The sequence below is a fragment of the Pseudoalteromonas sp. 2CM39R genome (assembly GCF_023161845.1).
This window is the reverse complement of sequence record NZ_JALNTM010000027.1, coordinates 1-24,199: the sequence shown is the minus strand read 5'-3', so window position 1 is coordinate 24,199 and position 24,199 is coordinate 1. Positions and strand designations below refer to the sequence as shown.

The 24,199-nt window shown below is 38.8% G+C and carries 28 protein-coding genes and 2 tRNA genes; 17 read left to right on the top strand and 13 right to left on the bottom strand.

Translation table 11 applies throughout. From position 1 onward, the window contains the following. Positions 1–102: 102 nt before the first annotated feature. Both MTF66_RS33850 and MTF66_RS33845 read left to right on the top strand, forming a co-directional pair. Positions 103–573: a DUF2721 domain-containing protein gene (locus tag MTF66_RS33850; RefSeq protein WP_008108981.1), complete on the top strand. Its 471-nt coding sequence runs from the start codon at positions 103–105 to the stop codon at positions 571–573. A gap of 78 nt (positions 574–651) precedes the next feature. Then, the gene (locus tag MTF66_RS33845) at positions 652–1,104 is read left to right on the top strand and encodes a cytochrome c (RefSeq protein WP_138622425.1); all 453 of its coding nucleotides are present in this window, start codon (positions 652–654) and stop codon (positions 1,102–1,104) included. 51 nt (positions 1,105–1,155) lie between these two features. Here the strand turns inward: MTF66_RS33845 and MTF66_RS33840 are convergent, their stop codons facing one another. After that, a complete protein-coding gene (locus MTF66_RS33840) occupies positions 1,156–1,812 on the bottom strand; it encodes a cytochrome b/b6 domain-containing protein (protein WP_138622423.1) in 657 nt (218 codons plus the stop codon). A gap of 105 nt (positions 1,813–1,917) precedes the next feature. On the opposite strand from MTF66_RS33840, the gene MTF66_RS33835 reads away from it, so the two are divergent. From MTF66_RS33835 to MTF66_RS33825, 3 genes are all read left to right on the top strand, one after another. After that, complete coding sequence (locus MTF66_RS33835) at positions 1,918–2,622, top strand: AzlC family ABC transporter permease (protein WP_138622421.1); 705 nt, start codon at positions 1,918–1,920, stop codon at positions 2,620–2,622. Continuing rightward, on the top strand, positions 2,619–2,918 hold the full coding sequence (locus tag MTF66_RS33830) for an AzlD domain-containing protein (protein WP_008108977.1): 300 nt from the start codon (positions 2,619–2,621) through the stop codon (positions 2,916–2,918). The genes MTF66_RS33835 and MTF66_RS33830 overlap by 4 nt, the downstream gene beginning before the upstream one ends. A gap of 89 nt (positions 2,919–3,007) precedes the next feature. Further along, positions 3,008–3,499 (top strand): glutathione peroxidase, encoded by a 492-nt coding sequence (locus tag MTF66_RS33825; protein ID WP_010392568.1) that lies wholly within the window; start codon positions 3,008–3,010, stop codon positions 3,497–3,499. A 72-nt stretch (positions 3,500–3,571) separates the two neighbouring features. Here MTF66_RS33825 and MTF66_RS33820 read toward each other — a convergent pair whose 3' ends face one another. Then, positions 3,572–3,757 (bottom strand): PA3496 family putative envelope integrity protein, encoded by a 186-nt coding sequence (locus MTF66_RS33820; protein WP_008108975.1) that lies wholly within the window; start codon positions 3,755–3,757, stop codon positions 3,572–3,574. A 387-nt stretch (positions 3,758–4,144) separates the two neighbouring features. Between MTF66_RS33820 and MTF66_RS33815 the strand changes: the two genes are divergently transcribed. The 5 genes from MTF66_RS33815 to MTF66_RS33795 all read left to right on the top strand — a co-directional run bounded on the left by MTF66_RS33815 (position 4,145) and on the right by MTF66_RS33795 (position 7,144). After that, complete coding sequence (locus MTF66_RS33815; RefSeq protein WP_138622419.1) at positions 4,145–4,939, top strand: YggN family protein; 795 nt, start codon at positions 4,145–4,147, stop codon at positions 4,937–4,939. A 760-nt stretch (positions 4,940–5,699) separates the two neighbouring features. Next, positions 5,700–5,840, top strand: a complete 141-nt coding sequence (locus tag MTF66_RS33810; RefSeq protein WP_010392563.1) for a hypothetical protein — start codon at positions 5,700–5,702, stop codon at positions 5,838–5,840. 221 nt (positions 5,841–6,061) lie between these two features. Continuing rightward, a tRNA-Ser gene (locus MTF66_RS33805) sits at positions 6,062–6,152 on the top strand. A gap of 54 nt (positions 6,153–6,206) precedes the next feature. Next, positions 6,207–6,299, top strand: a tRNA-Ser gene (locus tag MTF66_RS33800). A gap of 356 nt (positions 6,300–6,655) precedes the next feature. Further along, positions 6,656–7,144: an RNA-binding protein gene (locus MTF66_RS33795; protein WP_138622417.1), complete on the top strand. Its 489-nt coding sequence runs from the start codon at positions 6,656–6,658 to the stop codon at positions 7,142–7,144. Here MTF66_RS33795 and MTF66_RS33790 read toward each other — a convergent pair. Together MTF66_RS33790 and MTF66_RS33785 are read right to left on the bottom strand one after the other, a co-directional pair. Next, a complete protein-coding gene (locus MTF66_RS33790; RefSeq protein WP_138622415.1) occupies positions 7,128–8,252 on the bottom strand; it encodes an aminotransferase class V-fold PLP-dependent enzyme in 1,125 nt (374 codons plus the stop codon). The genes MTF66_RS33795 and MTF66_RS33790 overlap by 17 nt on opposite strands. Position 8,253: 1 nt before the next feature. After that, on the bottom strand, positions 8,254–9,423 hold the full coding sequence (locus MTF66_RS33785) for a monodechloroaminopyrrolnitrin synthase PrnB family protein (RefSeq protein WP_248529977.1): 1,170 nt from the start codon (positions 9,421–9,423) through the stop codon (positions 8,254–8,256). Positions 9,424–9,559: 136 nt separating this feature from the next. Here MTF66_RS33785 and MTF66_RS33780 point away from each other — a divergent pair, with 136 nt between their 5' ends. From MTF66_RS33780 to MTF66_RS33770, 3 genes are all read left to right on the top strand, one after another. Further along, positions 9,560–10,015: an Lrp/AsnC family transcriptional regulator gene (locus MTF66_RS33780; protein ID WP_008468510.1), complete on the top strand. Its 456-nt coding sequence runs from the start codon at positions 9,560–9,562 to the stop codon at positions 10,013–10,015. A 73-nt stretch (positions 10,016–10,088) separates the two neighbouring features. Next, positions 10,089–12,815 carry an ATP-binding protein gene (locus MTF66_RS33775; RefSeq protein WP_248529976.1) on the top strand — a complete coding sequence of 909 codons (2,727 nt, stop codon included), beginning with the start codon at positions 10,089–10,091 and terminating at the stop codon, positions 12,813–12,815. Between the two features lie 92 nt (positions 12,816–12,907). Then, positions 12,908–14,047, top strand: a complete 1,140-nt coding sequence (locus MTF66_RS33770) for a GNAT family N-acetyltransferase (protein WP_138622409.1) — start codon at positions 12,908–12,910, stop codon at positions 14,045–14,047. Here MTF66_RS33770 and MTF66_RS33765 read toward each other — a convergent pair. Then, a complete protein-coding gene (locus tag MTF66_RS33765; protein WP_010392551.1) occupies positions 14,024–14,614 on the bottom strand; it encodes a DUF938 domain-containing protein in 591 nt (196 codons plus the stop codon). The two genes, MTF66_RS33770 and MTF66_RS33765, sit on opposite strands and share 24 nt — an antisense overlap. 193 nt (positions 14,615–14,807) lie before the next feature. Between MTF66_RS33765 and MTF66_RS33760 the strand changes: the two genes are divergently transcribed. The 4 genes from MTF66_RS33760 to MTF66_RS33745 all read left to right on the top strand — a co-directional run bounded on the left by MTF66_RS33760 (position 14,808) and on the right by MTF66_RS33745 (position 17,628). Beyond that, positions 14,808–14,993, top strand: coding sequence for a hypothetical protein (locus tag MTF66_RS33760; RefSeq protein ID WP_008113269.1), 186 nt, complete (start codon positions 14,808–14,810; stop codon positions 14,991–14,993). Between the two features lie 216 nt (positions 14,994–15,209). Next, the gene (locus MTF66_RS33755) at positions 15,210–16,589 is read left to right on the top strand and encodes a lyase family protein (RefSeq protein WP_138622407.1); all 1,380 of its coding nucleotides are present in this window, start codon (positions 15,210–15,212) and stop codon (positions 16,587–16,589) included. Positions 16,590–16,697: 108 nt separating this feature from the next. Then, positions 16,698–17,216: a hypothetical protein gene (locus MTF66_RS33750; RefSeq protein ID WP_010392545.1), complete on the top strand. Its 519-nt coding sequence runs from the start codon at positions 16,698–16,700 to the stop codon at positions 17,214–17,216. A 10-nt stretch (positions 17,217–17,226) separates the two neighbouring features. Beyond that, on the top strand, positions 17,227–17,628 hold the full coding sequence (locus MTF66_RS33745; RefSeq protein WP_010392543.1) for a hypothetical protein: 402 nt from the start codon (positions 17,227–17,229) through the stop codon (positions 17,626–17,628). Between the two features lie 15 nt (positions 17,629–17,643). Here MTF66_RS33745 and MTF66_RS33740 read toward each other — a convergent pair whose 3' ends face one another. The 8 genes from MTF66_RS33740 to MTF66_RS33705 form a co-directional block, all read right to left on the bottom strand. Beyond that, the gene (locus MTF66_RS33740; protein WP_021033113.1) at positions 17,644–17,829 is read right to left on the bottom strand and encodes a hypothetical protein; all 186 of its coding nucleotides are present in this window, start codon (positions 17,827–17,829) and stop codon (positions 17,644–17,646) included. A 63-nt stretch (positions 17,830–17,892) separates the two neighbouring features. Then, entirely contained in the window at positions 17,893–18,213 is a 321-nt protein-coding gene (locus MTF66_RS33735) for a hypothetical protein (RefSeq protein WP_010392540.1), read from the bottom strand. Further along, the gene (locus tag MTF66_RS33730; RefSeq protein ID WP_010392538.1) at positions 18,210–18,848 is read right to left on the bottom strand and encodes a DUF4178 domain-containing protein; all 639 of its coding nucleotides are present in this window, start codon (positions 18,846–18,848) and stop codon (positions 18,210–18,212) included. Before MTF66_RS33730 ends, MTF66_RS33735 begins: the two co-directional genes overlap by 4 nt. A gap of 71 nt (positions 18,849–18,919) precedes the next feature. Beyond that, on the bottom strand, positions 18,920–19,612 hold the full coding sequence (locus MTF66_RS33725) for a PspA/IM30 family protein (RefSeq protein ID WP_036980772.1): 693 nt from the start codon (positions 19,610–19,612) through the stop codon (positions 18,920–18,922). Positions 19,613–19,701: 89 nt separating this feature from the next. Beyond that, entirely contained in the window at positions 19,702–20,115 is a 414-nt protein-coding gene (locus MTF66_RS33720) for a YjfI family protein (RefSeq protein WP_008113284.1), read from the bottom strand. Between the two features lie 80 nt (positions 20,116–20,195). Next, positions 20,196–21,917, bottom strand: a complete 1,722-nt coding sequence (locus MTF66_RS33715) for a polyamine aminopropyltransferase (RefSeq protein ID WP_138622405.1) — start codon at positions 21,915–21,917, stop codon at positions 20,196–20,198. Between the two features lie 4 nt (positions 21,918–21,921). Further along, on the bottom strand, positions 21,922–22,821 hold the full coding sequence (locus tag MTF66_RS33710) for a DUF350 domain-containing protein (protein WP_248529975.1): 900 nt from the start codon (positions 22,819–22,821) through the stop codon (positions 21,922–21,924). A 25-nt stretch (positions 22,822–22,846) separates the two neighbouring features. Beyond that, entirely contained in the window at positions 22,847–23,779 is a 933-nt protein-coding gene (locus MTF66_RS33705) for a hypothetical protein (RefSeq protein WP_008113289.1), read from the bottom strand. Positions 23,780–24,199: the final 420 nt, after the last annotated feature.

Here is a 24,199-nt window from a genome sequence, read left to right as displayed (position 1 = left end):
AACAACCGCCTTAAAGCCCATCGCAAGACACTGATTTAAAAGAAAAAGAACAACATTTACTTTGTAAAGCATTGTAAATGAATAATTTAAATTGAGAGATATATGAACAACGATGTAATTAATATTTTAACTATGGCTAAAGTCATTCAAACAGCCGTTGCCCCTGTTTTTTTAATTACAGGTATTGCGGCAACACTCGGGGTATTATCTAATCGCTTAGCGCGTATTACTGACAGAGCCAGGCAGTTAGAGCGAAAATTAAAAGTTAGTACTGATGAAGAGTTTAACTTGTCTCTAACTACAGAATTAAGAGCTCTTCTTAAGCGCTCCCGCTGCATTCATATTGCATTTAGTTTAAGTGTCTTAAGCGCATTATTAGTATGTGCCGTAGTTATGCTGTTGTTTTTATCGCACATACAATCGATTAATTTAGGTGTTACTATCGGTAGTTGTTTTGTTGGTGCCATGGCATTGCTAATATGTGCATTTATGTCATTACTTGGCGAGGTATTCTTAGCGACACGTAGCATGCGACGAGGAATGATATTTGCTGATATTGATATAAATGACTAAAACCAGCTCTTTATCTTGAACTAAAGCCTGAGCTAAGATACAAAGATAATTAAAGAACCCTTAAAGGAGTAGAGTAAAGTGAAATTGAAGCTAGTATTTATCGGGGCGTTACTATCTACATGCGCATTTAGCGTATCTGCAAATTCTGCATTCAAAGAGCCAAGCGATGCGATTGAATATCGCCAAGCTGCATTTTCTATGATTTCAGTTCAAATAGGCGATATGGGTGCCATGCTCAAGGGTAAAATTCCTTTTGATGCAGAGCAATTTAAGCAGCGTGCAAATAACGCAGCGGCATTGTCTAAAATGCCTTGGGAAGCTTTTTACGCAGGTACTGATAAGGGTGATACATCAGCACTTCCTGCAGTATGGTCTGAAAACGATACTTTTATGAAAAAAGCGACAGCATTTCAACAATATGCTGATGAACTTGCTGTAGCAGCTCAAACCGGTGACAAAGCTGTTATTGGTAAAGCGTTTGGTGCATGGGCTAAAGGCTGTAAAGATTGTCATAAGCAATTCAAAGACTAATATATACGGTGTATTAAGAACAAAAATGGCGCTGTATTAGCGCCACTTTTTTTAACTAAGCAAATAACTTAAATGCTCACTTCCCCAGGTACTCATTAATAAAACCAGTAGTAGCAAAAATATAACCCATGCAACCCATGGTGCCTTTGTCTCTGGCTCTGAGCTTTTTGTTGCTAGTGCTTTATTACCGGTGATCATTGCTTTGACCAAAGGCTTGCCTTTGACTTTGTAAGCAATAATAGCCACAACATGCAAAATAATCGCATAAAATAAAATATCAAAATTAATATGGTGCAACCAATTGGCAAAATCAATCGTATCACTCGATACATACTGCGCTAACGGGCCATCAGTTAAAATGCCATCACTGCTCGTTAAACCACTAACCAGTTGCGTAATAATCAGGATAAAAAATAATAACACCATATAACTACCTGGTGCAGAATGGCCCACATCATTTATTTTTTTGCCGCTAAAAGAAGCAAGCGCCGATTTAGGAGAATGCAGTAATGCCGATATTCTTGCCGTTTTACTGCCTATAAGACCCCATATAATCCGTGTTGAAATAAGCGCTAAAGTAAAAAAGCCAACTACAAAATGAAGTTCGATCATGCCTTCTTCTGCACTAAAATAAAGCGCAGCAATACTCAATACTAATAACCAATGAAAGCTTCTTACAAAACCATCCCACACTTTTACCTTAAACATTGCACCTTCCCTAAAAAAAAGTATCATCTAAAACGCTAACTATTTTAGCTTCTCAATATTAAGGTATCCCGATGAGTCTTTCTACCAGTGCGCAGAGTAAAACACATGCAATCAATTAAAAAACCAGTATTAAAAGGCTTTTTAGATATGCTACCACTGTGTTTAGCGGTTATTCCTTGGGGCATTTTATGTGGCTCGTTAGCAATACAAAATGGCTTTACCCCTTTTGAAACTCAAGCCATGTCGCTACTGGTATTTGCAGGCTCGGCGCAGCTGGTTGCAATTGAGCTCATTGCTGGTAATACCCCTCTACTAACCATTCTTTTTACCACGTTTATTATTAGCTCTCGCCATTTTTTATATGGCTTGGCGGTTCGTCACAAAGTGATTGAGCAACCCATGCGTTGGCGCCTTCCTGTCAGCTTTGTGTTAACTGATGAACTGTTTGCCTTTTCGCACCACCCTCGCGCCTATCGTACTAAAACCCGTTTAATTTATGCATTGAGCGCAGGTTTTAGCTTTTACATTGCTTGGAATATTTGGACTCTAATTGGCATTGTAGCCGGTACTATGCTTCCAGATCTCACTAATTTAGGACTCGATTTTGCTATTGCAGCAACTTTTATTGCCTTAGTAATTCCAGGGATTAAAAACTTAGCTACTCTAGTTACAGTCATTGTTGCAGGGAGCAGTGCCACTTTATTAAAAAGCACAGGCTTTGAATTATGGTTAGTATGCTCTGCGCTTCTAGCAATGAGCGCAGGTTACGCTGTTACCAGATTAGTGCAAAATAAGGGTGCCAAAAAATGATGACCACTATTTTACTAATGGCATGTATTACTTTTTTTACTCGCTATTTATTCTTACACCGCGCCTTGCCATTTAAAGTAGGGCCTAAAATGCAACAGTTTTTGAGCTTTAGTGCACCTGCGGTACTAACGGCGATTTGGGTGCCAATTGTATTTATAAATGACGAAGGTATTAATCTAAACTGGCAAAACCCTTATCTCAGTGCTGCCATAGTCGCTATTGTTGTTGCTTACAAAACGCATAATATTTACTTAACTACCTTGGCCGGTATGGGGCTATTTTTAATTTTAAATTAGCAGTAAGCGCTGTAAAAGTGACTTAGACTTTGTAGATCATCACACAAGGGTTAGACTATGCAAAATAAACAAATAATAAGCGTATTTATATGCACCCATTCCATCAACTAAAGACTACCAGCCTACAAGGCCAGCCAATCGACTTTAAAGAGTTTGAAGGTAAAGTTGTATTAATCGTAAATACCGCAAGTGAATGTGGATTAACTTATCAATATCAGTCATTGCAAGCATTACATGAAAAGTATGCAAGCCAAGGTTTGATCATTATAGGCTTTCCATGTAACCAATTTGGTCAACAAGAGCCCGGCGACGCTGAGCAAATAGCGCAAGGTTGTTTAATAAATTACGGGGTTAGTTTTTTAATCGCAGAAAAAGTGAATGTAAATGGCCAGCATACAGATTCTGTTTTCCGCTATTTAAAGTCTGTACTACCGGGGTTTTTAACCCGAAAAATTAAGTGGAACTTCACTAAGTTTTTAGTAGCGGCAGATGGTACACCTATTAAGCGCTTTGCACCTATTACTAAACCTGAAAAACTAGAAAAAGTAATTGAAAAAGCTCTGCTTGCAGCTAAGGCTTAACCCCAAAAAACTATAAAGAGGCACAAAGCCTCTTTATTACAAACTGTAACGCTTATTTGTACTAGCGAGAGCTTAATCAATATAATCGTTTAAGTCATCTTCACCTAGATTTTTACGCAAGCGTTTTTGCTCAAGGTAATCCTCTAACTTTCTTTTCACCTTTTGCTTTTTCTTGTCGTGTTGATTACGCCCGACCATTTCGTATTCGTCTTCAACAAAATCATCATCTAGCGCATCGTAACTAAATGTCTTACCCACAACCCACTCCATAAAGTGTTTGAGACCAATTACGGATTTCTATATCGCGATAATTGGTGAAATTAAAATGTTCAACATAAATTATCTGTACAAATTTACGTCAAAATAAAGCCACATAGCTATCCTAAATAGTCTCTGTGTCAGTATTGTGAATAAATAGCGTTAAATTTGAATTGTGGAAAGTGAGAGTTTTTTATCGTATCGATAAATTTTATTTATTAGCATTTAATTGTTGGTTATTTTGACCATATTTTAGTATTTTCAATGAGTACACTTTCGGCTTTAAAGCATTCAAAAAATCTCAAGCCATTGTTTTAAAACATTAAAAATAATTGGCATCAAACTTGTTATAAGTTAATTATCATCAGCAAAAAGCAGAGAATAAACATGAAAAAATTATTATTAGTTAGCGCGATAATGTGCGCTCCAGTAGCAATGGCTCACAATACTAGCGACTCTTCAATTTCATTTAGTAACGATGAATGTAACGTTGAATTTAAGAACGATGTGCGCATCAAACCTAATGAATTAGAAATTTTTAAAGCCAATAATCAGCACATGCTATTTACCGCTGAAGGTGAGCTGTCTATCAATGGCGAGCAAGTAGCATTAAATAGTGCACAGCGCCAAGCAATGACCGACTACACAGACAATTTACGCGTGCAATTACCTGAAGTGGCCAATATTGCCCTTGAAGGGGTTAAAATTGCAGGTGTAACATTAGAAGAAGTTGCAAATGCGTTTAATATTAACGGCCTCGATAATATTTCAGCCTTAATGGACGATATTCATCAAGAGGTTGAAAGCACCTTTTATCAGCAAGGTACTTTTGTAATGGGTCAACAAAGCTTTACTCAATTTGGTGAAAACTTTGAACAGCAGTTTGAAAAGCAAATAGAAACAGCAGTAGAATCAGCAGTAATGGAATCAATGGGCAGCATTTTAGTGGCATTGGGCTCTGAGTTAATGAGTTCAGGCGGTGACATGCAAGCATTTGAAGAGCGCATGGAAAATATGGGCGCACAAATAGAAGAAAAAGTAGAGCTGCATGCCAAAACACTTGAAAAGCGTGCAAATTCATTATGTGATGATTTTGTTGAAATAGCACAACAAGAAACGCAACTAACCGCTCAAGTTCCTGCATTAAAAGGCTATGAGCTATTTACTATTAAACAGCACTAATAGAATAATACCCCGCATTAATCTCCCTTTGCGGCATTTGCTTTTAAGCTATGCCGCATTTTGCCTTTTATACCCTATTTAAAACCATTTAACTCAAATAATAGACTGTTGAGCGGATCTACTCTTGCTGTGCAGCATTGTTTTGTGGCTTCATAGTAAAATACAAACCAAAGTATAATCTTCGCTTCGCTCTAGAATAGTTAAAATGCCACCCAAGCTGATGATTGTAAGCCCAAATTGCAAACATAATTAAACCCATCTTTTTAGATTTATATTCATGAGATGGTACGTTCCCCAGTTAGAAGCGTTTTAAAACGCAACTAACTCCAAAGTGCCTAGTAACCTAGGCACTTTTTTTATAATTTAAAAACCTCGCAACACTATTTTGATCGTTTATTTACTGCTCTTATCTGATAAATAATTAACCACCTATAAATAACATGTTAAATCTTTGAACAAAGTAAAGTTAAGCCCAACCAATACAAAATAATTTAATCTGAATAAATATTCAAAAAACTCTTTTTATAAACAGTTTAAACTCAAAAAAACCGAAAAGACCCCATATAAAAGCGACATAGCAATGAGCCAAGATGAATAATTATACAAAAAATAATAAACCAGTAGTTGAACGACAAATTAATAAAACGATTTCGGATTAAAAAAACTAATACTTCACCAGTAATTTTTATCGCTTTATTTTTAACCACCCTGCGTGCAAAATGCACATGTTTTCAACAGACACAACCATGGAGCGAATAAAATGAACCCAATTAATACACTTAACCAAACAGCCACAACTCACGTTGCCGTTAAGCCAACTAATCGCAAAGCAAAAATGCTAGCTAAACTTAACCGTTACGGAAAAAAATTAGCACTTGGCGGTGCAATTCAATACAAATAATCACCCAACCATGATTTTGTATTGTTGCAGCAAACACCCAACCTCTAATGAAGACTCTTCTTTAGCTCCTCCTGTTTGCTGCCAGCCACCTCATAGCTAAAAATCACCTTAAATCTTCATTATTTATAAAAAAAACCGCATTTACGCTCACTTTTTAAGCAAACGATCTTTTTGCTATTTACACAGACTACTCTCCTAAGTATTATCCTGCATCACGACGTGGAGAGATGGCAGAGTGGTCGAATGCACCGGTCTTGAAAACCGGCAGGGGTTTATAGCCCCTCTAGGGTTCAAATCCCTATCTCTCCACCACTTATTTTTATTAATTGGTTTTATCCCGATTAATAATACGCAGAATAATGCGTCGGAGAGGTGTCCGAGTGGCCGAAGGAGCTCCCCTGCTAAGGGAGTATAGAGTTTGTAGCTCTATCGAGGGTTCGAATCCCTCCCTCTCCACCATTACTGAATATAAGCCACTTAATTGTGGTTTTTTTGTGCCCAAAAATAAGCTTTGCTGCTAATTGGGAGGGTGAGAACTCTCGACAGGGTTCGATAAAGTGCCGGGAACAGTTTCGGCCGCTGCAAGCGTCGCGTAGCGATTGGTTACATGGATGTAAGTAAGTCTATCCCTCCCTCTCCACCATTACTGAATATAAGCCACTTAATTGTGGTTTTTTTGTGCCTAAATTTTAACAACCTATGGAATTGTTCGTTTTGGAAGGCATACTTGACTTAGGCTATTAAATTAAACAAATTGTATGGTGTTACAACTTAGTGCATTATAAATGGTACTTTAAACCAGCTTAGGTTTAACCATGGCAAAGCTAATATTACTACTGTGTTTTTTAGGTGCCTGCACTGTCAGCATGGCAAATGAAGTGACGGTTTTTAAATGCACCATTAAAGGAGTGCCGACTTTCAGTCAAACTCCTTGCGCTAAAGACGCTAAAGTGATCACGCTTAAAAACGTCAACATTATGCAAACCAATGCATTGCAATCTGAAAACGCCCTAGTTATCGATACCTCAGTTGATGACTACCTTGAGGTGCAACAAATAGAGCGCGATATTGTGAAGCTTGAGCTTAAAATAAAGCAATACCAACAAGAATACGCACAAAAAAAACAGCAAGTCGGTTACATGACCCAAGATAAAGCAAATCGTTTAGGCGCTGATTCGATTGCAGATGCAATTGCTACAGAAACTGCGGTACTTAAACAAAGATTTGAACCGCAAATAAAACAAGCACAACAACAAATAGCGGCACTCACTCAAAAAAAACAACAGCTTAATCAGCAGCCTTAATTACCTTTTTCACCGTAGCAATAAACGCTTGTATCTCTGACGCTGTATTGTATATGTGCGGTGAAATACGAATACCGAGTTTGCGCACATCCACACTTATATTTGCTGCCTCCAATTCCGCTAATACATTTTGTTGGTGCTTTGCAAAATCTAAAATAGCGGTACCACTACACTGATCTTTATCCTTTGGCGATACTAAAAAAGCAGCCAGCTGCTGCTGAAGTAACGTTAACAACGCCAAATTATGCGCTCTTACTTTATCCACACCAAACTGGGCAATATATTCAATGCTATCAGCGGCAATAACATAAGGGAGTATAGAAGGCGTACCACCCCAAAACCTAAGCGTTTTAGCGTTATATTGAAAATGCGTAATATCAAACTCGAATGGATTTTGATGTGAAAACCAACCAACATCTTTTGGTTCACATTGCGTTATTTGCTTTGGATTTACCCATAAATAGGCCGCACCTGGCCCCCCGCATAACCACTTCACACTTGAGCCAATCATAAAATCGGCATTTAACGCCGTTAGATCGACAGGGATAACCCCTGCCGATTGCGCCACATCAATTATTGAGAGTGTATTCGTGACTTTACTAAGCGCCACAATATCGTTTAAAGGAGCTTGTACACCCGTATTAGAATAAACATGACTAACAAACACACCATCAATCTCTGGGGTTAAATATCGCTGCCATACCTGCCTATCACTTAGATCTTCATGCTCGGGGATGAAACGTATTGTTGCACATGCAGGGAGTGCTTTTTGCATTACAAACCCCATACTTGGAAAGTCGGCCTGCGCCATTAATACCGTGCACTGTGGTTTATTAAATACGGGGTGCGACATAAGCAATTTAGTTAAACCACTAGATAAGTTAACCTGAGGACAAAACTGCTCACTTGGCGCATTAAATAGCCGCCCTAATGCACCCGTAAAATTTTCTATAGCTGGTAGCCATTGCTGCCATGGCTCTTTGGCACTTTCCTGCCAAGGAGTAAAAAACTGCTCAGTAGCATTTTCTAAAGTGCTTTTTAGAGGACGACCAACAGAGTGGCTTAATAAATAGCAGCCCCTTGGCATACAAAAATCATTTTTAGCCATATTAGTTAATCCACTGTTTTAGCGTATTTAAGTCATCAAAACGCGTATTAATATCGTCTCGCTTAGCTGCTGCACGTCTATCCCTTAATTTAGCTAAGGAATCTAGCAGTACCGGTAAAGGTGGTCCACTGGCAGTTACTTTGCTTATATGCTGTTGTTGCATTTGCTGTGACGGTTGGGCAATAAACTTCTCAACCAACTGATTATGATGACCGATAGCGGTGTCACCATGTAACTTACACACTTGTATAAATAATTTGCCGTGCTTTTGAAACCACTCTGTGTGTTTATATTGCTCGGCTTTTAAGAAGTCATCCATAAAGCTTTGCATACGCATGGCTTCTCGCAATATTTGTTGGTCCTCTGGCATCATATATAAAAATTTATCCACCAGCATTTGTGAGTAACTCGGCTCATTGGCATTGCAAAGCCCTAACAGCATATCAATAACATTAATGCCGGCAAAATCTCCCGCATTTGCACCACGGTAAACCTCTTTACCTACCCGGTAAGGCTTGTAGTATGGGCGTACACAATTAAAAAAACGCTCGGTATCAAGTTGAGTATACAAGGCATTATTCGACGCTATTACATCAATAAGTGCCGTTTTAACCACCTCAAGTAGTTCAGCCGTGACTGGGTGTGAAATACCTAATGGCAGTATTTTTAGTAAAGCATCACTCGCACGTTTATACGCTAAAATACCTTGGGTGTTGTAATCTAAAAATAGAGTTTCATCATCAAGATTTGTAAACCGTTTATAGGTGCCATTAATGGCTTTATTATGGGTGGTTAAATGCGCGGTGGCAAAACGAGGGGTTACTCCAATTGAAGCACCAATATGCATGGCAAGCGCCGATGCTTCTATCAGCGGTGAACTATTCTCTCTGCTTGGCTCTGTAATTTCATGTCTACGGCAAGCCGCCATAAACAAACCGACATTACCAAGTAAATCAAATGCGCTATCAAATCCTTCGTCGGTATTACCTTCAGCTAATAAATCGCTGATCAACGCATTACCTTGCTCTTTCAAGGTTTGCTTTAAGTTATCCCCAACCCCTTCAACATTTGCTTTATCATCTTGTTGCCAATACAACTCTTCTAACTGAGAGTTTAGAGCAACAAACTCAGACCTAATCCAATTATCAAATTTAGCAGTGTAAGAACTCATGACTACATCCTGTTATTATTATTTTTTAATGCTAGCAAAGATCCCAGAGGTTAAAACGCTAAAAAAAATAGTAAAAGCAGTTATTGTTAGCAATAATCACTATTACTAGACAAATAATTAATAAGATTCTATAGCCATGTTAGATAATAAAGATCAGCAGCTACTCGTTGCCTTGCAGTCGCAAGCCCGAATGTCGGTATCAGAATTAGCCAATACCATTAATCTCTCGGATACTCCTACTCTAAGGCGCATTAAAAAACTTGAGCAAGAACAGGTTATTATTGGTTATCACGCAGCTATTAACCCTAAGTCACTCAACCTGAATGTACTGGTTTATGCTTTTGTGCGACTGTGCCAAAATTCAGTGAGTGCCGCACAACAGTTTGAACAACATGTAGAAAAGCTACCGCATGTACTTGAGTGTTCAGTGATCTCAGGCAGCCACGATTATTTATTAAAAATTATCTCTCACGATTTAGAAAGTTATGAGCAGTTCGTAAAGCACCAACTGGGAAGCTTAAGCTGTATCGCCAACATAGAATCAACCGTTGTATTAAAGCAGTCATTTAGTAAAAAACAGTTACCACTTTAAAAAATAATACTATTTAGTACTGATTCGCTATACTGAGATTCAACTATAAAAATAATATTAAACAAGGATGCATGTGAAGATTTTTCGTTCAACATCCAGTTCTTCTGCTTTTTACATATTGTTTGCGGTGGCTTATTTTGCAACTGGTAAGTTATTAACTAATTTTGCCTTCCAATCACAAGTAATCCCTATCTGGCTCCCTGCAGGTATTGCCCTAGTTGGCTGTTTTATCTGGTGGTGGCGTTTTATTCCGGCATTATTTATTGCCTCTGTCGCCTTTAATTTAAGTACCGGTGATAACGTTATTACTGATCAAGTTTTAATTGGCAATACATTAGAGCAGGTGTTACTAATCGGCTTTGGTGCTGTACTACAAGGGATGATTGGCGCAGCTTTTTTAAAATACTGGCTAGGTCATCCGCTGTTTTTAAAGAAGCGCCAATCAATAATTTATTTTATTTTTATCGTTGGTATTGTCGTTAGCCTAATATCGGCCAATATTGGCGTCTATGCTTTAAGTCAGTTTAACCCTGCTTACAGTATTGATAATCATTGGAGAAATGTTACTTTTTGGTGGCTTGGTGATTCTCTTGGTGTGCTGATCGCAACTCCTTTTATATTGGCGTTATTACAACCTAAATTTAAACGACATTACTTCACCCCACTACCTACCATCGCAGTTTGCTCGGTATTATTCATCTCTGTAGCTTTTACCACAAAGCTATATAATCAAGAGAGTTATTCAAATGCGATACAAATTGCCAAACGCGAAACATCTATCATTGAAAACAGTTTACTGAGCAATTTAAACCTCAGTCAAATAACCGTACAAAGCCTTGCAAGCCAAATACAATCAACACCGACTTTAAGCAAGCAAGAGTTTGATATTTACAGTGCTCAACTATTGGCTGAGCATTCATTTATTAAAGCATTTTCATGGAACCGCAAAATTAACCAGGCTCAGGTCAGTGACTTTAACAAACAGCTTGATGAAATTTATAATACACACAACTTTGTTCCGAGCATTAAAGGCGCCCCATTATCAAACAACGATCCATTGGTGATTATCACTTATATTGCTCCTTTGTCAGAAAACCAATCCGCCATAGGTTTTAATCTCAACTCTCGTAAAGATCGTCGTGAGACTTTACTCGATCCACGTATCAAAAATCGCCCTGTCGGTACTAAAATAATTCAATTAGTTCAAACACAGCGACCTGAACCCGCGTATTTATTATTTTCTCCTGTGTATCAACAAAATAATGAGATTGCATCAATTAAAGGCTACGCAACAGGCGTATTTTTAGTAAAAAACATACTTGCTCAATCGCTTACCCAAGCACAAAATAAAATGTTTAATATCGCTATTTATGAAGCCAATGCTATTAATCCGTTTTATTCAAACGTCGAAAACAAACCAACCAAAAGCAATAAACTTACAACTATCGAAATTAATTTTGCAGGACAAACATGGCTAGTAGATTTAGCGATTAAAGATGAATTCTTACCGCATCAAACTAATAATATGACACTCTTTTTACTTATTTTACAGGTCATTGTAAGCTCACTCATTTTACTTATATTACTGTTGTTTAATCACCAACACCTTGCACTTTCACGTTTGGTAGCAGAGCGTACTCGCTCTCTCGTTAAGGCTAAACAGCATTCTGATTTGGCAAATCAAGCTAAAAGCCGGTTTTTAGCAAATATGAGCCATGAAATTCGCACCCCGCTTAACGCTGTGATCGGCTTTTCAACCTTAGCTAAAAATGAAGAGCGTCCTGAAACTCTTTCTGATTATTTAAATAAAATTAATTTAGCATCTAACTCATTATTAAGTTTAATCAATGATGTACTCGATATCTCTAAAATTGAATCACAAAAACTAACCTTAGAAGTTGCTCCTTTTGATTTGAATGCTCTTCTTGCTCGGATCAGTAGCATGTTCGAGCAAAGCGCTGAACAAAAAGGTATTAACTGGAAAGTTGATAACCAATTACCAACCGACATTTGGTTTGAAGGTGATGTTATGCGAATTGAGCAAATTTTATTAAACCTGTGTAGTAACGCTATTAAGTTTACTTACGAAGGTGAAGTAAGTATTAGCGCATACAGCAAGGAGATCGCCGATAAACGTCATCAAATTACCTTGGCTATTAGGGACTCGGGTATCGGTATTGCCGCTTCAGAGCAAAGTAAATTATTTGATGCATTCACCCAAGCTGATAGCTCAACATCACGTAAGTTTGGTGGTACAGGGCTTGGTTTGGCAATCGCAAAAGAACTTAGCTTATTAATGTCTGGAGATATCAAAGTACAAAGTGAGCCAGGTAAAGGCTCCACTTTTACTCTGTCTGTCGAGTTAAATACCTGTGCTGTACAACAAGTAACGGCGAAGCACTCGCAACAGCATGTTGATTTAAGCAAACTAAAAATACTGGTTGCAGAAGATAACAGCGTCAATCAATTAGTGATAAAAGCAATGCTTAGCTCTTTGGGGATCACCCCAACATTGGTTGAAAATGGAGAGTTGGCAGTAGAACAAGTTAAAATAAATGACTTCGATTTAGTGTTAATGGATTGCCAAATGCCAGTTATGGACGGTTACCAGGCCACCGCATTGATACGGAAAACTAAAAGTGCTGAACAATTACCTGTGATCGCCTTAACCGCTGATGTAATGCCTGAAGATAAAGCCAATGCCTTAGCAATTGGTTTTAACGAACATCTTGCAAAACCTCTCGAACTCGATAAGCTCACACAATGCTTATCTCAATATATCGAGCAGGATGAACCATAAGGTTTTATCCAAAATAGAAAACCGAATATGGCTGTCGAATTATTATCAAAATTAACAAGTAACACACAGACAACAGTAGTAGGCAAAGCATTATGAGCCACTTTTCTCACAGTTGGTTTAATAGTATTAATCAAATTGATGCAACACAGTGGCATCAATTTTTTGGTAACGACCCATTCACCCAACATGCTTTTTTATACGCACTTGAGCAAAGCCAATGTGTAAGTGCTAAAACAGGTTGGCAGCCTCATCACTTAGCCGTTTATGAAGGCGATAAACTCATTGCGCTTGCCCCTGGCTACTTAAAAGCGCACTCCTACGGTGAATATGTATTTGACTGGGCATGGGCTGAAGCTTATGAAAAAAATGGCTTAGATTATTACCCTAAATGGCTATGTGGTATTCCCTTTAGCCCGATTGAGGGACAAAGAATACGTATTATGCATAGCAATCCAAAGCTAGTGTATAAGTACATAACAGAGCAACTTAAAAGCCACTGCGTAGAACAGGCATGGTCAGGCTGGCATGTAAACTTTTGCGACAAAGCACAAGCCACCCATCTTTATGATACCGGTGCTATGCGAAGAATCGGCGTGCAGTTTCAATGGTTTAATAATAACTTTAAAGATTTTGACGATTTTTTAAAAACCTTTAATGCCCGAAAGCGTAAAGCCGTTAAAAAAGAGCGCGCTAAAATCACAGAGCAAAATATCAGTATTGAATGGCTCAAAGGCAAGAAAATCACTACCGCTACAATGCAGCTTTTTTGTGAGTTTTATCAACGCACTTATTTAAAACGATCGGGTCATTTAGGCTACTTAAACAGTGATTTTTTTAGCTTGTTACACGCTTTAATGGCTGACAAATTGCTCATTATGCTAGCCAAAAGAGACCAGCAAGTAATTGCCGCCACCTTAAGCTTAATTGATGATAATACCCTTTACGGCCGCTATTGGGGTGCTAGTGAAGAGATAGATTCGCTTCACTTTGAGCTGTGTTATTACCAAGGGATTGATTATGCTATTAAGCATAACATTCAGTGCTTTAATGCTGGGGCACAAGGAGAGCATAAAATCGCTCGTGGTTTTCAACCGGTAATCACTTACTCTGCCCATCACATTGTTCACCCCGATTTTAATAATGCCATTGCAGATTACTTAGAACGCGAATGCCAACATATCGAAATTTACAAACAACAATGTAGCACTTTATTGCCGTTTAAAAATGAGTAACTGATTATTTGCAGGCATCGCAGTATCGCTGAGTAACTTAAGCCCATATTGCACTGCAAGCTGTTCAACCGCTTCGAAATCACGAATACCACTAAGCGGATCGCGACTTTGCAATAAACTATTAAATTCATCATTACTGGGGCTGGTAAACTCCCCTTTATATTTGAAAGGGCCATATACACACACCACCCCTTGCTGGTTTAAGTGCTGATTTACTCCAGCAAAAAAACGCGTAATTAACTCCCAGCTCACTATGTGAAAAGTATTAGCAGTATATACCGCATCCACTTTATTTACTGGCCAAGAATAGTTTAGATCAAGTAATAAAGGCGGATGCAAGTTTGCCAGTTGCACCTCATCATGCCATAACTTTATTCCTTGATGATTAACCTCTCGATCACTGGTATACCATTGTAAATGTGGCAATTTTTTGGCAAAGAAAACACTATGCTGACCCGTCCCCGAGCCTATCTCAAGTACTGATGCTGCATTTTGCAATGCAGGCTGCAAAGCCTTAAGTATATGATTTTTATTATTTTCGCAGGCTTGTGAAAACGGTTTGGTCATACTGATGCACCTAAATTGCAAATGAATGCACAATAGTAAAACAAATTTCAGCTATTCTGTCGTGAGTAAATTGGCCAAAATAATAAAATAACATCAATTTCAATACGTTAAATTATCTTTACCGAGCTGGTACGCTATATGCTTTTATTAAATTACTCACTTAATGAGTACTAAACTACAAAAGGATAACATTATGTATATTTCACCTTATACCGCAGTAGATGCTGCAATGGCAGTTACAGACAAAAGCCTAGATAAAACGAGTTATGAAACAGATTGTAGAGCAACGGTTATCGACTTACTTTCTCATGTAAAAAATACTCAAAAGGCACAAAACAAACATGAAACAGACCAAATATTTATTCTTGGCTACAATTAAAATTCTGTTTAGCCTTGTAACCGGCTGTTTATATAAATACATTATTTAAGTCGACTTAAAATCAGTTTAAGTCGACTTTTTAGTTTTAATCCCACTTGTTAACTTGCCTTGACGCCCTCTACTTTTTAGCTATACCGTTGTAAATAGTAATAACAGCACCATATCTTTTTATATAGCGTAGTTAAATGTCATATATTCTCTTTTATAGGAGTACTAATGAGTAACTTTAGAACAGAATCAGATAGCATGGGCACACTCAACGTGCCCGCTGACGCACTTTATAAAGCACAGACCCAACGCGCCATTAATAACTTTACGATCAGTAGCCTCACAATGCCGCAGCAATTTATTATTGCCTTAGCGTATATCAAGCAAGCCGCTGCAATAGCCAATTTCAAACTAGGTCATTTAGATAAAACGAAAGCAAATGCAATCGACCATGCCTGCCAAGAAATTATTGATGGTAAGCATTATGAGCATTTCCCCGTTGATATTTTTCAAACTGGCTCAGGTACTAGCTCAAATATGAATGCTAATGAGGTCATTGCGAGCTTAGCCTCAAAACATGCTAACCAAGCTATTCACCCAAATGACGATGTGAATATGGGGCAAAGCTCTAATGACGTTATTCCCACTGCGATTGCTTTGAGTAGTGCGATCAGCGTTGATAAAAAATTACTGCCAGCACTAGCAAATTTAGCAGACGCCTTAGAGCAAAAAAAAGCAGACATCGGTCACATAGTTAAAACTGGGCGCACTCATTTAATGGATGCAATGCCAATAACTTTTGAGCAAACACTCAGCGCATGGCAATCGCAGGTTAAGCATGCAGCTAGCAGTATTGAGCATGCACTAATACGTGTCTGTGAGCTAGCGCAAGGTGGCACAGCAGTAGGTACAGGTATTAATGCCGACCCACAATTTGCCGCTCTATTTGCCACACAGCTAACTGAAAAGGTAGGGATTCAATTTACCCCTAGCGATAACTTTTTTTATAATATTGGATCGCAAGATGCGATTGTCGCTTTATCAGGACAGCTAAAAGTCTATGCAGTTGCACAAATGAAAATAGCCAACGATTTACGTTGGATGAACTCAGGCCCACTTGCGGGACTTTCAGAAATTGAACTTGAAGCATTACAGCCTGGCTCATCAATTATGCCTGGTAAAGTGAATCCGGTGATCCCAGAAGCCGCTGCAATGGTTAGCGCCCAAGTCATTGGTAACGACGCAACCATTACGGTTGCAGGCCAAGCTGGCAACTTTGAGCTTAACGTAATGCTGCCGGTAATCGCTTACAATATTTTGCAAAGTGCCGAGATACTCGCTAATAGCGCGCAAGCGTTGGCAGATAAAGCCATTGCTAGCTTTAAAGTTAATCAAAATCAGATTGATAAAGCATTAACTAAAAACCCGATTTTAGTGACTGCGCTAAACCCTGTTATTGGCTACGAAAAAGCAGCAAAAATTGCTAAGCAAGCTTATCAGCAAGCACAGCCAATTATTGATATCGCTGAGCAAGAAACCGACCTATCGCGATCAGAATTAGAGGCATTACTCAATCCAGCTAAATTAACGCAAGGCGGGTTAACTTAAAAACTCTCCTTATCACCTCTTTAATATGTTGATAGTAGAGTTTTTATTGCTGTAATGAATGCACAGTGTATGATAGTGATGAATAATTCATCACTATCAGGAACGATTATGCGTACTCCATTACTCGCTCTACTGCTACCGCTTTGCTTAACGGCGTGCTTAGAAACAACCTCAAATAAAACTGAGCAAACTAAAACCAATGCGGTAGAAAATACGTCTACGCCGATACCGCAACAAAAATTACCACAAGCGAATAAGCAAAATAAAATAGCACAGCCATTACCAGCTGATGCAGCAAAAGAAGTGTCGCTTGATGATATTAAAACAGCAAAAGATAAGCTAAACAGCCTCATAGCAGATAAGCAATGTTCAACGAGTTCACAGTGTAAAGTGAATGCTGTTGGTAGCCGTGCCTGTGGTGGACCGAGCGATTATATTGTGTACTCGACACAAAGCGCCCCCCAAAAACAGGTTTCAGCCCTAAGCGATACAATTACTCAATTGGAAAGTACTTATAATGCGCAAAAAGGCATGATGAGTATTTGCCAACATTTAACTGCGCCTAGTACCCAGTGCGTTGAAAATAAATGTGTTAAACTTGAAGGCTCTGCGGTAAGTGTATTTTAAGGATTAGATTATGAGTTGTTTGTCATCCGTAATTAAACTATCAGCTGCCAGTGTTGTCATGACTATGCTGCTTAGCGGTTGCAGTAGCGCACTAACACCAAGCACAGCTCAAAACGCGAGTGAATCTGTTTTAAATACTCAGCTTAATGAGCTTACAAGTAATAAAAGCTGCACAGCCAGTTATCAATGTAAGGTGTTAGGTGTTGGCTCGCGTGTCTGTGGGGGGCCGAGTAAGTATGTTGTGTATTCAACATTAAATAATTCTCAAAAGCATGCCGAGCAATTAGCACAAAAAATCACTCAGCAAGAACAAAAAAATAACACTGCGCTTGAGTTCGATGACTGTTCACCAGTGCTAGAAGTTCACTCTTTATGTATTGATAACCAATGTAAAACCGTTAATTACCAGTAGCAGTTCGTTTCGGTGTTAATTTAATAGTGGTATTAACACCGAAATAACCACTACCATGAAAATACATACACCAGCCTTAAAAATGTATTCCAAAGGCATGTTCTTTTGTACCCAATAAGCATATATAAAACGCACAAAGTAGCTTGCCGCTGTGCCAAATAACGCAAACATAAGTAAGTAGGCAATCAATATAATATTCACAGCTGCACTTCTTTAGAAATAATAACCTCAGTGTAAGTATTTTATATAAAGAAGGCAAAAGGGTTACTTAGTCTTTTTTGTATGCTCAATGAGTAGATCTGCTACCTGTTGCTTTACCGCTCTTTTATCATCTACTGCAACTTCAAACCGACTAGCCAATTGCGCTATTTCATCATCATTTAAATTAAACGATAAACGCTGCCGTGTTTTTTTAGACTTTACATCAAGGCCTAAAATTTTGCGGATCATATCTGAGGGAGTAAGTTCTTGGTCGATAGCTTGTTTTTTTATCGACTTTTGTACCTCACTACTCAAATCAAAGGCCATTTGCGTGGCGCGCACAGCTTGCTCTTGGCGCAACCACTTGTCTTTAGCATCACTCACTGGGCATCTCCAGGAAACAAGTCAACAATATCGCTAATTGGGCGAGTTAATGTCAGTGATACTTCTGTTTCACCTCCCTCCCAAATTTCGATATTAACGCTATGCCCTTCATCGGGTGACGCTAAACAAATCATTTCACAGGGTTCACCACCGTCTTGCTCATAGCGAGGTAGCGCTTGGCCACGAAAATCTTTATTATGAAAATAACATACATAAGGTGATTCGCTTTGTTGATAACTTCCAGCTAAAAACTGCATAAAGCGCTCAGGCGTATTTTTAACTGTAATATGCGTTAACGATTCTTCATCAAAAATACGTGAAAACTCATCCAAACCAAATACTTCATCAACATCATCACGCTGAATCTTTATTGAGAAATTAGCCCACTGCTCACCATCGTTTTGTTCTATTTGTAAAAACACCACTTGGCCTGTGTTAGTTTCAAGTACGAATTCAGTATCACTACTATGTTGGTACTGATACGTTTGCACATCAATAACGCGAAGTGTTTGGCCTTTGAGCCATGCAGGATAAGCAAACGAGTCAATCACTGTAAACATGTCACCTTTTTTAAGGTCACTCGCGTGATTAAGCTGACGTTCTGGCTTTTTTTTAGATTTGAAAAAATTAAACATATAAGGTGCCTCTGTAAGCAAAAAAGGTAACGGAGCAAAACTCGGTTACCTTTTTAATATGGTTCTAAATGTTAGCTATTTTGCTTCGCTTTAATGCGCGCTAGAATATCAGCACTTTTTGGATTGGTATCACCAATACCCGCTTCAGCCATTTTAGCTTTTAAATCATCGCCATTAACATCTGCTTCTAAAGACTTTGCAGCACCTAATTGATCAGTACGGTCTTGTTGGCGTTGCTTAATACGCTCAAGCGATTGACGCGCCGACGTCATTGACGAATTATTAGTATTAAGCGTGCTATTTACAGCCATTGTCGCTTGTTGAACGCTTTCTGTGGTTTTAACCATAGTAAGCTGACGCTGGTTTTCTTTAATTGATTTTTCAGCATCTTTAACTTGCTGCTTCAACGTCACTATGTGATTAGTAAAGCCCGCTAACACTTGCTCGTGTTCGGCTTTCTCAGCTTCAAAGTCACCAATTTTTTCTGCAATTTCTAATGCTAATGCTTCATTCCCTTTTTCAAGGGCTTGACCTGCATACGCTTCGTGCTCAGCAATTGATGCATCTACTGCGCTAATTTTACGTTTGGTTTGCATCTCTTTAGCCATTACTTCTGTCAGGCTTTTTTTAGCACGATTCAGTGCATTTTGTGCATCGGCAATTTCTTGTTCAAAAATACGAATACCATTCGCATCAACAATTGCTTCGCCCGCTTCACGCGCGCCACCACGTACCGCTGTAAATAATTTTTTTAAAATACTCATAATCTTAACTCCAAAAACTTGTTTATATCCTATTAGGTAAAGCGAGAGCCATATACTATTAGCAATCAGCACTTACCTATGCGGGTATCCTAATCGTTTAAATACAAGGTCACGGCTTCTAGTGCATCAATTGCGTTATCCGCTAACGTCACTAGTTCGTGGGTAACGTCATCTAATGATGAATTTACCGAAAGTGCACCAAAAATCGCATATTTATTATCGATTTTGGCAAATGCACTTAGCGGAATTGGCACGTTTAAACGCAGTAGTGTTTCGTTTAACTCGTCGCGTAACTCGCTTTTTACTTCGTCTTCACCAAACAAGTAGCTAATACATAATAATTGCTCTTGTGTTTGGGTAACAAAAATTGGAAGCTCATCGTTTCCATCAACAATGACTTGTAAAACATCTTGCTCACCTGGATTGGCAATCAAGAAAGACTCAAAGTTAGCACCCTCAGTTTCAAAAGACGCTAATTTTATTGAAAGTTCATTTAATTCCATGTCTCTGCCTTTTTGTCGTTTGACATATTATGTCTGAGTTAAGATTCGCATGGCCGACATATTATGTCAACCATATTTTATTAATTTTTATACAATTCACTTTCTATTTGCCAAGCAGCTCGGTAATAATCATATAAGCGACCAGAGCCTAACCTATTGACTTCAATATCGTTAACTTGTTCAAAATAGTTATTAGGAAATGCAAAACTGGCTAATAAATATTTTTTACTAATCCACCGAGATGGCACTGGCATATCAGTTATATTGCTAATACGTGCACTTGGTGATTGACCCATTTTAGTAGCAATAGTCCACCCCCACTGACCAAACGAAGGGATGTTTTGCTGATATTGCTCTACATAATCAAAACCTGCGGCTTTCACCGTTTTAGCAATACTTAAAAATGCCTTTTTCGCATGATAAGGCGAGGTTGACTGTACCGCCATAGCACCATCAGGTGCCAATAATTGACGCACATGGTTATAAAAATAGTCGCTATACATCTTATTCAGATCGGGATGATTAGGGTCTGGCAGGTCAATTAGGATAGTATCGAACTGCTTTGACTGATCCAGTAGCCTTTCTACTTCTAAAAATGCATCACCCACAATAATATTTGCTCGGGGGTCATGCATCGATTCATTATTGAGTGCCATTAATCGCTGTTTAATATCATCAGGCGGTGTGTATTGATTATCTTTATGACCAAATAAATTGAGTAGCTGTCCATCTAAATCAATTAAAGTCACTTCCTCAACCGGCCACTTTAATACATCACGCATGGCCAATCCGTCACCGCCACCAATAATCAAAATACGGTCATGACGATTAGATGCGAGCATTGCAGGATAAACAAGCATTGAGTGATATATTTGCTCATCAATACTTGAGAACTGCAAACGACCATTTAAGTATAGGTCGGTGATAGGCTGTGGCTGATTTTTACTTAAGCGTTCGGTTAACACCACATGCTGGTATTTCGTTGCTTGGGAATAAATAACTTTATCTTTGTATAGTACGTTACTTAGGTTATCCATCCAGCTACTACCAAACTGCAAAATAAAAGCGAATAGCACCAGCAGTAATATATGGCAAACCAATAGCAACTTAGCAAAGCGTACATAGCTATGGTAACGCCATAAAAAGGCAAGGCCGGCAATAATGTTAAATAGCGCTGTCCAAGCAGCGGCTTGCATTATTGGCATCGCGAGCATAATACTCACCCAAATTGCCGCGCCAATACCGGCGCCAATATAGTCAGCCCCATATATAGTGCCGGCGTTATTTTCTAAGAAGCGCCCATAAACATGCTGGCGAATACGCGCAATCAAAGGTATCTCCATACCAATAAATAGCCCTAATATTAGGCCAAATACATAAGGTAAAAAGCGAGACCATTCTTGTAGCTTTTGAAACACGTAACCATTAAGAATAACGTCAGGGGGAATATTAAAAATACTTGAGAATAAATGAGGGAGTGAATAGCTTACAGCAATAATACTAGCAATGGCTAATATACAGCCCATACCTATGAGCGCAATAATGCTTTCTAGCCAGGCAAATGCGGTAAAGGCATCTTTAAACCAACGCGCTAAAAATGCACCCATCCCCATAGCTACAATCATAGTGCCTATCATGGCGTAAATTGCACTCTCAACTGAGCCTAGTACTCGGCCAGCGTAATGAGAAAGTAAGTATTCATAAATAAGGCCGCATCCTGCGAGTACGGCCATAACAGTGATCAGTAAAATATCATGCCCAAGTAAATTAAATTTACTTGGGGAAGCTTGAGTTGATGACACGTGATTATGCACCCAGTAGTGTGGCCATAGTGATCCCGACAGCAAATGACACAGCTGCGGAAATAGCGGCAACACCCACATTCTTTTGGCGATTCACTTCATCTGAAATATCACATCCAGCAAGAATGATTTTAATCGTCAGTAAGTGCAGTAAAATGAAAGCAACCAAACTAACAACGGCACTTAGCGCCCAGTAAAGTAAACTCGCGTTAATATTATCGGCAGCATAGGGAGCAATACCTGTTGCAGCAGTAATGGCTAATGCACTACCAATTAAAAAGCCGGCATAGCGAACACCTACTGCTAAATTACCATCAACAATGGCTTGTTGTAGGCAATCACCGATTTTATTGGTGCGTTTAAATAACTGCACTCGGTATTGGCTTACTAAAAGCAGTACCACACTACCAATCACAAAAGCGGCAATCACAATAGGAATGCCATGCCAGCCTTCGGTAGCAACCCACAATAGTGCAGAGCGAATAACCACTGCAACACTAACTACATGGCCAAAATCAATAATTGACGCAGTAACGTTACCTTTGACTATTTCGTTATGTAAGCTTACTTTACGCAATGCCACTTTATCTTGAAAAAAGTGACCCAGCTTTATAAGCAAAATTGCTAATGCACCATAGCCAAGCATTAACAGAGCTTCTTTTTGTAACGTAGCAGCAAAAGCACCACTACTTACACCCGTTAATACAATCGCAAGGGCAACTAAGCCAGCGGCAAAGCTTATTCCGAATGCAAAGTTATCTCGCTCGGTAATTTCATCATTAGCATGTAAATTAGACACCCAACCTTTAATATACTTTAGGCTAACAAACAGTAAGATGATAATTGCAAAGTCTACAGACAGTGCTTGCAAAGACCACATAGTTATTCCATTAAATTCATACATATTATTCTAACTCCAACGTTATTCTTTACTTACCACGACTTACGCCGCGCGAGGTTCTGCTACTGCTATTACGAACCGATCCTGAATTATTGCTATAACTACTCGCTCTTGAGTAACTGCTGCGACTTTTAGGCGGCGTATAACTGCTGCGACTCAAACCTGATGCACCTGTTTTTTTACTCGCATAAGGACTAGTAAACTGCTTGCCTTGGCGTTGGTAAGATTGTCGTGTACGTGTTTCTAATGCACTTTGGGTTTTTATTTGTTTAGGGCTTGAGTAACGAGTACGACCATAGTCATTGTAGTAACTATACTTGCGGCGTTTACTCCAACTTCCGTATTCAACTCGGTCAAATACATCACCCAAAATACGGTACATGCCGTACCATTGCCAAAAACTAATACCGCTACTATTCGTTTGCCAATTACCATAGTTAGGATTACCTACCATTTGGTTACCAACCCCTTGGCCTTCAGCTTTTTGGCTTATAGCACCAACTCGTGCCAAAGAGCCATTCGACATATCCGCAAGCATATTAATAGGATCGGTTAAGGCATCAGAAAATAAAGTTGGCTTGGCCGCCTCACGCAATAAATCAATATTGTATAAAGTGTCTTCGTAAGGAGGAATTAAGTAATTACCCTTAATATCATCAAGACGTTGGGTTAAACCACTATAAAGGGCTCCTTGGCGTGTGGCATCAAGGCTAACTACATCAACAACCTTACTGAGTTCAGGCTGCTGTTGTTTAAGGATACGACTGTATTCTTTAAGAATAATCGCATTACGTATACTACCATTATCAAGTGCTTTACCAAGCTGAGTAAGCTCGACATCGGCCTTTTTAATGGACTCTTGAATTGTTTGTTGTAGCTGTTCTTCTTTAGATTGACAACCAATCAGTGCTGTAAACAAACAAAACAGGCTGAGAAGTTTCCAAGCTTTTATATTCGACATTCATGTCACCTGATTTACTAAATTATCCTAGATAGTTTTACACAGGACAGTTATTAAACCAACAATGAAATTGCAACAAGATGATAATTTAGGGACTAGTTTAAAGATGCAATGAGAATAACTAAGATCAGTAAAGAGAGAGTGCTGATGGTAATACTTCAAAACTGAAGGCTTTAGGCTTTAGGCTTTAGGCTTTAGGCTTTAGGCTTAACACTGACTTGGATTTGGAGTAAGTATACTACTTTGCAGCGACAGCGCAGTAGTATGTCGTGGGATTGGGTCTGTTCAATTCTCTTCCTTTAACCTAATACCTTTCAGCTCGAACCTTCTTTTTACTTTATTCCAGACGTAAAAAAGCCCGACTCTTTCGAATCGGGCTTTCTTGTATTTGGAGCCTGGTAATGTCCTACTTTCACATAA